The 12,016-nt window shown below is 56.4% G+C and carries 11 protein-coding genes; all 11 read left to right on the top strand.

Features of this window, described 5'->3' with window-relative positions; genetic code table 11:
- The first annotated feature begins 15 nt into the window (after positions 1–15).
- The 11 genes from KQ940_RS07145 (at position 16) to KQ940_RS07195 (ending at position 11,833) form a co-directional block, all read left to right on the top strand.
- Positions 16–735, top strand: a complete 720-nt coding sequence (locus tag KQ940_RS07145) for a GntR family transcriptional regulator (protein WP_217412752.1) — start codon at positions 16–18, stop codon at positions 733–735.
- Positions 732–1,742, top strand: a complete 1,011-nt coding sequence (eutB, locus tag KQ940_RS07150) for a hydroxyectoine utilization dehydratase EutB (RefSeq protein WP_217412753.1) — start codon at positions 732–734, stop codon at positions 1,740–1,742. The genes KQ940_RS07145 and eutB overlap by 4 nt, the downstream gene beginning before the upstream one ends.
- Before the next feature lie 26 nt (positions 1,743–1,768).
- The gene (locus KQ940_RS07155) at positions 1,769–2,764 is read left to right on the top strand and encodes a cyclodeaminase (RefSeq protein WP_217412754.1); all 996 of its coding nucleotides are present in this window, start codon (positions 1,769–1,771) and stop codon (positions 2,762–2,764) included.
- A gap of 44 nt (positions 2,765–2,808) precedes the next feature.
- A complete protein-coding gene (locus KQ940_RS07160; protein ID WP_217412755.1) occupies positions 2,809–3,297 on the top strand; it encodes an Lrp/AsnC family transcriptional regulator in 489 nt (162 codons plus the stop codon).
- Between the two features lie 90 nt (positions 3,298–3,387).
- A complete protein-coding gene (gene gmk / locus KQ940_RS07165; protein WP_217412756.1) occupies positions 3,388–4,011 on the top strand; it encodes a guanylate kinase in 624 nt (207 codons plus the stop codon).
- 58 nt (positions 4,012–4,069) lie between these two features.
- A complete protein-coding gene (rpoZ, locus tag KQ940_RS07170; RefSeq protein WP_036188105.1) occupies positions 4,070–4,282 on the top strand; it encodes a DNA-directed RNA polymerase subunit omega in 213 nt (70 codons plus the stop codon).
- 99 nt (positions 4,283–4,381) lie between these two features.
- Positions 4,382–6,505, top strand: a complete 2,124-nt coding sequence (locus tag KQ940_RS07175; protein ID WP_217412831.1) for a RelA/SpoT family protein — start codon at positions 4,382–4,384, stop codon at positions 6,503–6,505.
- 129 nt (positions 6,506–6,634) lie between these two features.
- Positions 6,635–8,866 carry a type I secretion system permease/ATPase gene (locus KQ940_RS07180; RefSeq protein ID WP_281419219.1) on the top strand — a complete coding sequence of 744 codons (2,232 nt, stop codon included), beginning with the start codon at positions 6,635–6,637 and terminating at the stop codon, positions 8,864–8,866.
- A gap of 10 nt (positions 8,867–8,876) precedes the next feature.
- Positions 8,877–10,262 carry an HlyD family type I secretion periplasmic adaptor subunit gene (locus KQ940_RS07185; RefSeq protein ID WP_217412757.1) on the top strand — a complete coding sequence of 462 codons (1,386 nt, stop codon included), beginning with the start codon at positions 8,877–8,879 and terminating at the stop codon, positions 10,260–10,262.
- A 28-nt stretch (positions 10,263–10,290) separates the two neighbouring features.
- Positions 10,291–10,938 carry a hypothetical protein gene (locus tag KQ940_RS07190; protein ID WP_217412758.1) on the top strand — a complete coding sequence of 216 codons (648 nt, stop codon included), beginning with the start codon at positions 10,291–10,293 and terminating at the stop codon, positions 10,936–10,938.
- A gap of 55 nt (positions 10,939–10,993) precedes the next feature.
- Entirely contained in the window at positions 10,994–11,833 is an 840-nt protein-coding gene (locus tag KQ940_RS07195; protein WP_217412759.1) for a hypothetical protein, read from the top strand.
- Positions 11,834–12,016 lie beyond the last annotated feature (183 nt).

A 12,016-nucleotide genomic window follows, 5' to 3' on the forward strand; every position in this document is an offset into this window, starting at 1 on the left:
ATCGACAGGGCAACCATGAACGCTTTACCTGAAAACGCCGTCGACACTGGCGCCGGCGAAGGCGGCAGCAGCGCGGAGCAGCGCTTCGACAATCTCTACCGCACACTGCGCAGCCGCATCTGCCTGCTCGACTACGAGCCGGGTACCCGCCTGTCCGAAGTGGCACTGGCCAAGGAGTTCGGCGTCAGCCGCACACCGATCCGGCGCGTGCTGGGGCGACTGGAGCTGGAGGGGTTGGTGGAGATCCGCCACGGCGTCGGCACCCAGGTCACCGAAATCGATTTCGACTACCTGTGCGATGTGTATGAGCTGCGTATGGAGCTGGCCTCCCAGCTGGGACTGATGTCGCCGCTACCGCCCACGGACGATCTGCTACTGCGGGTGCAGGCAACCCTGGACAGAGCGATCGGCGTGGCCGAAGCCCAGTCGCCGCGGCGGCTGTTTGCCCAGGTGAATATCGAGTTTTTCGAGGCGCTGATGGAGCTGGTCGGCAATCACGCCCTGCGCGAGGTACTGGTGATGCTGTTCTACCGCTCCTCACGCATGTGGCCGTTCCTGATGCGGGAGGAGGTGATCTCGATGGAAGCGGAACTGTTCTGCAACGAGATCCGCGAAACCATGCAGTTGATCGAGAGCGGACAGCTGGTGGCGCTGGGCAACCTGCGCCGTCGCCATATCGCCATGGCGCTACAGCGCTTGAAGCTGATGTCCGCCGAAAACGGACGAGTGGCATGAAACTGATCGAACTGGCCCAGATCTATCGCGCCCGCCGGGCGATCGCCGGGCGGGTGACGCGAACCCCACTGATTCCGGCGTTGAGCCTGTCTGACGCGCAGACCGAGGTCAGGCTAAAGCTGGAAACCACCCAGCCCACCGGCGCATTCAAGCTGCGCGGCGCGGTCAATGCGCTGGCCAATCTCAGTGTCGAGCAGCGGGCCAAGGGGGTGGTCTGTGCCTCCACCGGTAATCACGGCAGGGCGCTGGCCTGGGCGGCCGGTCAGCTCGGGGTGCAGGCGACCATCTGCCTGTCGGCGCTGGTGCCGGGCAACAAGGTGGAAGCGATCCGCCGGCTGGGCGCCGATGTGCGCATCCATGGCAACAGTCAGGACGCGGCGCAGCAACTGGTGGAGGAGCTGGTCAAGCAGCAGGGGATGATCGAGATACCGCCGTTCGACCACGCCGATATCATCGCCGGCCAGGGCACCATCGGGCTGGAGATCCTGGAGGAGTGGCCGGAGGTGGACACGCTGATCGTCGGGCTGTCCGGCGGCGGGCTACTCAGCGGCATCGCGCTGGCGGCGAAGGCGATCAAGCCCTCTATCCGGGTGATCGGTGTCAGTCCGGCGCGCGGTGCGGCGATGGCGGCCAGCCTCGATGCGGGCAAACCGGTGGATGTGGAGGAGCTTGCCACCCTGGCCGATTCCCTCGGCGGCGGCATTGGACTGCACAACCGTTACACCTTCGCCCACGTGCGCAGGTTGATGGACGAATATGTGCTGCTGGAGGAGATCGAGATCGCGCGCAGCATGCGTCATCTTTATCGCGAGGAACAGTTGGTGGCTGAGGGTGCCGCGGCGCTGGGTGCGGCGCTGTTGCTGGAACCTCCGCGCCGTGCGGCGCTGGCTGAACGACTCGGGCGACGGGTGGCGATTATCGTCTCCGGTCGCAACGTGGATATGGACAGTTTTACCGCCATCGTCGATGGCACGCATGAGGTGTGGAACACGCCCACCGTGGATTAACCGGCCGAACAGGGCAGGAGGTACGCATGGCCGAGATCAAGATACTGACCGAAGCCGAGCTGCGCCAATGCGTCGCCCTGAGCGGCGAGCTGAATGACGTGATCGCCGACGCCTTTGCCCGGCTGGCCGAACCGGGCGTGGTGATGCCGCCGGTGCTGAGCATGGATCTGCCGGCGGTTAACGGCGAGGTGGATATCAAGACCGCCTGGGTGCCGGGTGTGGATAACTTTGCGATCAAGGTTAGCCCCGGCTTTTTCGACAATCCGTCCAAGGGGCTGGCCAGCCTGAACGGGCTGATGGTGCTGCTCAGTGCCGACACCGGCATGGTCAGCGCGGTGCTGCTCGATAACGGTTACCTGACCGATCTGCGCACCGCCGCGGCCGGCGGCGTTGCCGCGCGCTATCTGGCACCGCAGCAGGTACACACCGTCGGGGTGATAGGTACCGGCGTCCAGGCCCGGTTGCAGATCGAGGCGTTGCTGCTGGAGCGCAGCGTCGAGCGGGTGCTGGTCTGGGGGCGCGATGCGGACAAGGCGGCGGAGTATGCTGCCGAGCGGTCGCGCAGCCTCAAACTGCCGGTATCGGTGGCTGACAGTGTCGAGATGCTGGTGCAGGAGTCGCAGCTGGTGGTGACCACGACACCGGCACGGGAGCCGCTGATCCGGGCCGAGTGGCTGCACCCCGGCTTGCATATCACCGCGATGGGTTCGGACTCACCGTTGAAGAACGAGCTCGCGCCACAGGTACTGGCCGATGCGGATGTGCTGATCGTCGATCGCCTCAGCCAGTCGCTGGAGCGGGGCGAGCTGCGCAGCGCAGTGTTGGCCGGTGCGCTGGATGCGCAGATCGATCTGCCCGAGCTGTCGGCGCTCTGCGCCGGTCGGCATCCGGGACGCAGCTCCGACGACCAGATCAGCGTCTGTGACCTGACCGGCACCGGCGTGCAGGACACCGCCATCGCCGATCATGCCCTGCGCCTGGCGCTGCGCCAGGGGCTGGGCAGATCGATCCACAGCAAATAAATCATCTGTCTTGGCTGGGTTAAAGGAGAGCGGTTGCGCCGGGTATGAGGGTAAAATTGGACGATCGGGATATTCAGATGCTGTCGATCCTGCAACGGGAGGGACGGATCACCAAGACCGAGCTGGCGCGGCGGGTCAACCTGTCGCCGACACCCTGCTGGGAGCGGCTGCAGCATCTGGAACAGCTCGGCATTATCGAGGGCTACGGCGCGCGGGTGGACTGGTCGATGATCAGCCACCGAACCATTGTGTTCATGCAGGCGGAGCTGGCCAGCCACCAGGCGATCGATTTCAGCCGTTTCGAACGGGAGATGCAGGCGCAGCCGGAGGTGTTGGAGTGCTGGGCGCTGGGCGGGGGGATCGACTACCTGCTCAAGGTGATCGCACCCTCCATCGATGACTATCAGCGTTTCGTCGACCGTCTGCTCAATGCCGATATCGGTCTCAAACGCTACTACACCTATATCGTCACCAAGCGCGTCAAGGAGAGCGCGGCGATTCCGGACAACCTGCTGGCCGAGTTGAAGGGGTGACGGCGCGCATTGGCAAGGCCTTGCGTCATAACATCGACAAGGGCTTTCTGCTAGAATGCCGCCTCTGCTAACAACACTCGGCACAACCCTATGAAACAGCTCGGACACCTCTATATCGTCTCCGCTCCATCGGGAGCGGGCAAAACCAGTCTGGTCAAGGCACTGCTCGAACGCGATGCGCAGGTGGTTGTGTCGGTCTCCCACACTACGCGCCCGCGTCGTGAGGGGGAGATAGAGGGTGTGGATTACAACTTCGTCACCCCGGAACAGTTCGAGACCAAGATCGAAAACGGTCAGTTCCTGGAGTACGCCGAAGTGTTCGGCAACAAGTACGGTACCTCCCAGGTCTGGGTTCAGGAGCAGCTGGCAAGAGGGCTGGATGTCATTCTGGAGATCGATTGGCAGGGCGCCGAGCAGGTACGCCGGTTGATGCCAGAGGCGCGCTCCGTGTTTATCCTGCCGCCGAGTCGCGAGGTGCTGGAGCGCAGACTGCGCGGGCGCGGCACCGATACCGAAGAGGTGATCCAGCGTCGTCTGTCGAAAACGGTGTCGGAGATCAGTCACTATGGCGAATTCGACTACCTGATCGTCAACGACGACTTCGAAACCGCACTGGCCGATCTCGCGTCGCTGTTTCGCAGCGCACGTTTGACCCAGAAGATGCAGCAGCAGCGTCACGAGGCGTTGCTGGCCGCCCTCTTGTCTAAGGTTTGATCGGACCGTAAACTACCCAGTCTTTTCATTTAGACCCAACTTCCCGCCGAGGACTGCAATGGCACGTGTAACAGTTGAAGATTGCCTGGATAACCTTGATAACCGCTTTGAGCTGGTGATGGTTGCCTCCCGCCGCGCCCGTCAGCTGGCCACCGGTGGTAAGGACGCCAAGGTCGAGTGGGAAAACGACAAGCCGACCGTCGTTGCACTGCGCGAGATCGCCGAAGGTCTGGTTGACCGGACCGTGCTCGACGAGCGCGAAGAGGCCTGATCTTTCCCTTCGTCTCCGGATACGGCATCATCTTCCTTAGGGGTTAAACTGCATCCAGTCCAATCTGGTGCAGGGATAACACGTGGAGCCTGGGGAATGATGCCGACAATCGACGCACTTTCTGAAAACCTGACCGAATACCTGGATCTGGCACAGATTCGGCAGGTGCGTCGTGCCTATTTCTACGCCGAGCAGGCCCATGACGGTCAGCGGCGCAAGAGCGGCGAGCCCTATGTAACCCACCCGCTGGCGGTGGCCGGCGTACTGTCCGAGATGCATATGGATCATCAAAGCCTGATGGCGGCGATGCTGCATGATGTGATCGAAGACACCGAGATCAGTTACGAGGGGATAGAGTCCCAGTTCGGCAAGCCGGTGGCGGATATCGTCGACGGCGTCTCCAAGCTGACCCATCTGGAGTTCGAAACCAAGGCCGAGGCCCAGGCGGAGAACTTCCAGAAGATGGTGTTGGCGATGGCAGAGGATATCCGCGTCATCCTGGTCAAACTGGCCGACCGCCTGCACAACATGCGCACGCTGGGCGCCATGCGTCCGGACAAGCAGCGCCGCATCGCCCGCGAAACCCTGGATATCTACGCCCCGATCGCAGCCCGTCTGGGCATGCGCGATCTGCAGGTAGAGCTTGAGGACCTGGCGTTCCAGGCGTTCTACCCGATGCGCGCCAAGTATATTCGCCGGGCCGTGGTCAAGGCGCGCGGCCAGCGCCGCGATGTCATCACCCAGATCGAGCAGGCGATTCAGGGCCGTCTCGATCAGGAGCATCTGCCGGGGATCGTCACCGGCCGCGAGAAACACCTGTACAGCATCTACCGCAAGATGAAGAGCCAGAAGAAGTCGTTCAGCGAGATCATGGACGTGTTCGGCTTCCGCATCGTCACCGAAACGGTGGATGACTGTTACCGCATCCTCGGCGCCGTGCACAACCTGTACAAGCCGCTGCCGGGGAGGTTCAAGGACTACATCGCGATTCCCAAGGCCAACGGCTACCAGTCGCTGCACACCGCGCTGTTCGGCTCGCGGGTGACCATCGAGGTGCAGATCCGCACCCGCGAGATGGACGCGGTGGCCAGCCAGGGGATCGCCGAGCACAGCCACTACAAGGTCTACGGCGACTCCGACAGTGCCGTGGGCTCCTACAACCGGGCGCGCAAATGGGTACAGGGACTGCTGGAGATGCAGCGCCGCGCCGGTGACTCGATGGAGTTCATCGATCATGTGAAGAAGGATCTGTTCCCGGATGAGGTATACCTGTTTACGCCCAAGGGACGGATCCTGGAACTGCCGCGTGGCGCCACCCCGGTGGATTTCGCCTACGCCGTGCACACCGATATCGGCAACTCCTGCGTCTCCTGCCGCATCAACCGCCGCCTGGCACCTCTGTCCGAGCCGCTGGAAAGCGGGCAGACCGTCGAGATCATCACTACGCCCCGCGCCCAGCCCAATATGGCCTGGCTCAACTTCGTGGTGACCGGCAAGGCGCGTTCCAGCATTCGACACTTCCTGAAGAATCAACAGCGACACGAGTCGATCGAGCTTGGCCGTCGCCTGCTCAACCAGTTCATGTCCAACTACGGCTCCAGCGTCGATGATGTGGATGCGGACAAGCTTGACGCGCTGCTCAAGGAGGCGGAACTGGCCGATATGGATGCGCTGCTCGAGGATATCGGCATGGGCAACCGCATGGCCTACGTGGTGGCGCGTCGTCTGCGTGCGGAGCAGCCGGTGGACGCCGACAGCGACACTGCCGGTTCGAGCCCGTCACGCAAGCCGATGGCGATCCAGGGCGCCGAAGGGACCGTGCTCCACTACGCCAAATGCTGCCATCCGATCCCGGGCGACAGCATCATCGGCCATATCAGCACCGGGCGCGGGCTCGTGGTGCACCGCACCGATTGCCGCAATATCGGCTACATGAAAGAGGATCCGCAGAAGTGCATCTACCTCGAGTGGTCCGGCAGCGGCGACGAGGAGTATCCGGTGGCGTTGTCGCTCGAGGTGGAGTCCCAGCGCGGTATGATCGCGCAACTGGCGATGGCAGTCGCGTCGGCGGAAGCCAACCTGCTGAAGATCGACTCCGGCGAGCGTGACGGACAGCTGAACAGCGTGCAGATGGAGCTGACCGTGTATAACCGCATCCACCTGGCCCGGGTGATCAAGGCGTTGCGCCGTCAGGTTGCGGTCACCCGTATCACCCGGCAGTAGTCTGCTAGCTCCTGTGCCGAAGGAGGCTAACTTCCCTGAAACCTGGGTTTCTTGGCGTTAATTCTCAGGGCTTGAAAGAGATAACTCGGTTGGTTAGTATTTGAGCATATGTCTCCAAAAGGAGACTTGTTGCTGCCGAAATCCTGCGCAAACTCTGGATCGAGTGTGGATAACGGCAATGGACGACAGGCTATGGATAGTCCTCGGGTCAAAATGGATGTAACGTCAAAAGATCAGGCCGCTCATTATAAGCACGATACCGTTCAGGACACGGGAATCCTGTGCTTGGCGATACTTCTGAAGTATCACAAGCTCCCTTCTGATCTCGCCCAGCTGCACCACCAATACGTTCCGGCCGGAAAGCCAGTCGATACCCTGTCTTTGGTTAGAGCTGCCAAGCAACAGGGCTTGAAGGCCCGCGAAGTGGTCGTGAAACGTGATCGTTTATCCAAGGTGCCGCTGCCGGCCATTGGGCAAGATCAAGCCGGGCAGTTTTTCGTTCTTGCCAAGGTAACGGATGATCAGGTGCTGCTACAACGCCCGGGGAATGCGCCTCAGACATTATCCCGAGACGATTTTCTGCAAGAGTGGACCGGAACGCTCGTTCTCGCGACCCGGCGGGCCGGAGTCGAGGGAGAAACCCGCTCATTCGACCTTGGCTGGTTTATTCCGGCTCTCTATAAATATCGACGTCTCTTCGTCGAGGTGTTGTCGGCCTCCTTTTTTCTTCAGCTGTTTGCGCTGGTATCGCCGCTCTTCTTCCAGGTCGTCGTCGATAAGGTGTTGGTACATCGAGGGCTGACCACGCTTGATGTGCTCGTAATCGGGCTCCTCGGCATTACCCTGTTCGAGGTGGTTCTGGGTGGGCTGAGAACCTATATATTCTCCCACACCACGAGCCGGGTTGATGTCGAGCTGGGTACTCGTCTCTTCCGCCACCTGCTCTCCCTCCCCCTCAACTATTTTGCTTCTCGACCCATCGGTCAGACCGTTGCCAGGGTTCGGGAACTGGAGACGATCCGCGATTTCCTGACCGGTTCGGCGCTGACCGTCGTGCTCGACCTGCTGTTCACCTTCGTATTTCTCGGCGTGATGTACTACTACAGCCCCACACTGACCTGGATTGTGCTCGGCGCCATACCCTTCTACATAGCGCTGTCACTGCTGATTACTCCGGTGCTGCGGCGTCGGGTTGAGGAAAAGTTTCAGCGCGGTGCCGCCAATCAGTCATTCCTGGTGGAGTCGATGGCCGGTATCGAAACCCTTAAGTCGATGGCGGTAGAGCCGCAGATGCGCCAACACTGGGAGGAACAGCTTGCCGCCTACGTGAAATCGTCGTTCCGAGCGATGCAGGTTGGTCTGATCGGCAATCAGGGTGTTGCGCTGATCAACAAGCTCGTGGTGACGATTACGTTATGGTTTGGTGCCCGCCTCGTTATCGGCGGTGATATAAGCGTGGGGCAGCTGATCGCATTCAATATGCTGGCGGGGCAGGTCAACGGGCCAATCCTGCGTTTGGCACAGCTCTGGCAGCAGTTCCAACAGATGCGGATTGCCATCGACAGACTGGGAGATGTATTGGACTGCCCCGGAGAATCCGAGCAGATCAGTCGCACCCGGATGCCGCCTATCAAGGGGGAGGTCAGTTTCGAACAGGTGACGTTCCGCTACAAGGCCGATGGCCCGGAGATACTGCGGAATCTGTCGTTCAGTATACCGCCCGGCAAGATGGTTGGCGTGGTCGGACGCTCCGGGTCTGGCAAAAGTACGTTAACCAAGTTGGTCCAGCGCCTTTATATACCTCAGTCGGGACGCGTGTTGGTGGACGGTGTCGATCTTACATTGGTCGACCCCGCCTGGCTGCGACGTCAGGTCGGGGTTGTCTTGCAAGACAACATGTTGTTCAACCGAACGGTTCGCGAAAACATCGCGCTTGCGGATCCATCCTTGTCTATGGAGCGCATCGTGCATGCGGCTCGCATGGCCGGTGCCCACGATTTCATTCTTGGACTGCCGCAAGGATACGACACCGTACTTGAAGAGCGGGGGAGTAACCTATCCGGTGGGCAGCGCCAGCGTATCGCCATTGCCCGTGCTTTGGTGACGGATCCTCGTATCCTGATATTAGATGAGGCTACGAGCGCTCTGGACTACGAATCGGAACGTATCATTCAAGAGAACATGAAACAGATCTGCCGCGGTCGCACGGTTATCGTCGTTGCACACCGGCTGTCCGCCGTTCGTCAGGCCGACTGTATCCTGGTCATGGACAAAGGGATATTGATCGAAGCCGGTGCTCACCAGGAACTCATCCAGCAGCAAGGTGTATATGCACACCTGCATCGTCAACAAGCGGCATAGGGTACAGGCGATGACGGATCGGGTTTCGTATCTGACGGCACGGTTGAGGAACTGGTATATCGGCACAGATGGATCTGCACGCCGGGATGAACTGGAGTTTCTGCCGGCCGCATTGGAGATCCTGGAAACACCGGCTTCGCCGCTTGGCCGATCAGTGGCACTGCTTATAGGGGTGGTGATGACACTAGTGTTGGTTTGGGCCTACTGGGGACAGATCGATACCGTTGCGGTTGCGAGGGGGAAGCTGGTGCCGGGCGGCCAGGTGAAAATCGTGCAGCCGGTAGAGCTGGGTGTGGTGCGGGCGATACATGTGACCGACGGGCAGCATGTCAACGCCGGTCAACTACTGGTTGAGCTGGATCCAACGGAAAGCGAAGTGAGCAAGGACCGGATCATCCAGGCGCTGAGTGATGCTCGTATTGAAGCGCGCAGGCTTGAAGTGACATTAAGACTGTTGGATGGAGAGGCCGCCGAGCTGCTTATGTTGTCGGATACCGACCCGATACGCTTCCGGGAGCAGCAGCATAAGCTGCAAGCCGACCTGAACGAGTATCGCGCCAGTCTGGCGGCACTGGAAAGCGAGCGGCGGCAGGTCGAAGCGCAATACCGGGCCGGACAGGCCGAGGTGGACAGGCTGAAAGCACTGTTGCCCATCGTCCAGGAGCAGGAGAAGGCTTTCCGCACCCTGATGGAGCAAAAGGTAGGGGCCAGGTTACGTTGGCTCGACGTCAAACGCGACTTGATAGAGCAGCAACAGGATCTGGCGGTGCAGCAACAGCAGTTGCAGGAGTTGAATGCCAAGTCTCAAGCGATCCAGGACAGGAGCAGGCAGCTGCAGGAGACCTTCCGCAAGACAGTTGTCGGGGAGCGTCTGGATGCACTGGAACGGATCGCCCAGGCAGAGCTGGAACTGAAGGCGGCGGAAACGCGGGAGCGCCGCAACCGGCTGCTCTCTCCGGTTGATGGTGTAGTCGAGGCGTCGACCGTGCACACCGTCGGTGGTGTCGTCAGGCCCGCCGACGCGCTGATGAAGATCGTACCCGATGATGTGCCTCTTGAAGTGGAGGCGATGCTGCTCAATAAGGATGTCGGATTTGTTCACCGGGGACAGAAGGTCGAGGTCAAGGTGGACAGCTTTCCCTTCACCAAATATGGGCTGATCGACGGCGAGGTCTTGAAGCTGTCGTCAGATGCGACAGTCGATGACAAGCAGGGTTTGATATATACGGTTCGGGTTTCGATTGATAAATCACGCATGAATATTGATGGATATGAAGTTGATCTAAAATCCGGGATGGCAGTGAGTGCGGAGATCAAAACAGGTCGACGACGGCTGATTGAGTTTTTTCTGTCGCCGCTTTTAAGGTATGGGCGAGATTCGCTAAGAGAGCGATAGATGATCATATGGTTATAAGGAGTTTGTATTGAAAATAAATTTTAAAAAAATATATATTTTTTTTGTCTTCTCCGTATTCACGTTGATATTTTTGTTAGTGGTCTATTATTACCAGCCCGGAATTTTTGGTCTTCAGCGAGAAGGGTTGGAAGATGAGTATCTTGAGTCATATAAATCATGCGTTGAAAATGATGGAGTCGATGATTTCAACGAAGACCTATTTAACTCATATTTGAGACGTTTTAATAGAGATGAAATATTGGCATTATCTAATAATGAGTGTGAGGATGGATCTATAGAATGTGCAGAACAATATTTGATTGTCGCTAATCAGCTATCCTTTTCAATGTTTAAAAAAGATGTCGATAAAGTTAGGAAGATGGCTAAAAATGCATTGAGTCTAATTGCTTTAGCAAAAAGAATAATTGGTGATGATTTGGTCGTAAGAGCATCTATAGAGTTACTCGTTGCTACCTTGAAGGGAGTTGGATTAGAAAGCGATGCTAGAGAAATATCGAAAGTTGCGGCTTATTCTGGCCCTGCTAAAAGTAGATACTCTTGTGTATATGCAAACAATATTTTTTATTCTTCAATTGCGTATGGCTTATTGGTAGATGGAGAGTATTTTGATTCTATCTTTATATTTAGGGGGCTGTTGTATAGAAATTCGTATTAAGTTCGTTATTTATATGTGGCTCTGGAATTTTTATGATAAATTTTGAGGATTTAAAATGATGATTATTAAAATTTATTATAGAATATTTTTGAAATTTTTGTGCAGTGTTGATAACAATTGGCTTTGGAGATATAGCACGGTGCGTAGTGTATTTTTTTGTTTATTGTTGGTGCTTTGTGGAAATGTTTATGCGAATGTCGACAAGATTGGGAAGGATTGCGCTTCCACTATCGATGATTTTTTAAAAATATATATATATTCTGAAAAATATGGCGTTACAAAATGGACTGCTGAAATAACTTACAAAGTTGTTAATTTTACAGACCAGTTGTCAGATCTGGATGTTGAAAGAGTGGTTAGAAATCAGACTGATATCTTACATGATAGCTATGGTATTGACTTCAAGCGCGCAGGAGAATTTGAAGATGAAAATGTCAATCTAATACTGATTATTGTCGACACCTCCGAAAAGGCAAAAAGAGTTTTGTTCAATGAAAATTCTGTCAATTTATTTGGAGAGCGTAATCAAAATTATGAGGACTACATAGAAAAAAGAAAGAAAACTATAGATGAAGATATAAGTAATGGCATTATTTTTAGTTTGTATAGTTCTGATATTTATTGTTGCAATGCGGCGATTTTAGCCGTTCTTTCAGAAGGTGATGAAATAGTTAAGAAGGTTAGACAGGCTTTTATTGGTATTTTAATTCATGGTAATAAATCATCTAACGGTTTGTCAGATTTATTAAATGATTATTTCGATGAGTCATTTCTTGATATTGTTAATGGTGAATTGATTAATGGTATATACAGCAAAGGGTTCCATCATGGTGATCCTGTCACTAAGTTGATTGGTGAAGTGTCGCCGTTAATTAAAGAGAAGTTTTGTAAATAAAAGGACTTATAATGGAAGCTAATTTATCAAAGACGCTTGATAAGACTGGTAACTTTAATACCTCTATTAACTCTGATGGTCTTAAGGTTGAATATAGTAAGGGGATTTCATATTGGGGTAATATATCTCTTTCAGCTACTGCTGGATATGGAAGCCAAAAATTGGAAGGTAGATTGCAAGCAG

The organism is Marinobacterium ramblicola, assembly GCF_019084545.1.
GTDB lineage: Bacteria > Pseudomonadota > Gammaproteobacteria > Pseudomonadales > Balneatricaceae > Marinobacterium_D > Marinobacterium_D ramblicola.

Coding starts and splice junctions, on each gene's coding strand:
- KQ940_RS07160 (WP_217412755.1), top strand. CDS start 2,809: ATGAGGGTAAAATTGGACGATCGGGATATTCAGATGCTGTCGATCCTG.
- rpoZ (WP_036188105.1), top strand. CDS start 4,070: ATGGCACGTGTAACAGTTGAAGATTGCCTGGATAACCTTGATAACCGC.
- KQ940_RS07195 (WP_217412759.1), top strand. CDS start 10,994: ATGATGATTATTAAAATTTATTATAGAATATTTTTGAAATTTTTGTGC.
- KQ940_RS07185 (WP_217412757.1), top strand. CDS start 8,877: ATGACGGATCGGGTTTCGTATCTGACGGCACGGTTGAGGAACTGGTAT.
- eutB (WP_217412753.1), top strand. CDS start 732: ATGAAACTGATCGAACTGGCCCAGATCTATCGCGCCCGCCGGGCGATC.
- KQ940_RS07145 (WP_217412752.1), top strand. CDS start 16: ATGAACGCTTTACCTGAAAACGCCGTCGACACTGGCGCCGGCGAAGGC.
- KQ940_RS07155 (WP_217412754.1), top strand. CDS start 1,769: ATGGCCGAGATCAAGATACTGACCGAAGCCGAGCTGCGCCAATGCGTC.
- KQ940_RS07175 (WP_217412831.1), top strand. CDS start 4,382: ATGCCGACAATCGACGCACTTTCTGAAAACCTGACCGAATACCTGGAT.
- gmk (WP_217412756.1), top strand. CDS start 3,388: ATGAAACAGCTCGGACACCTCTATATCGTCTCCGCTCCATCGGGAGCG.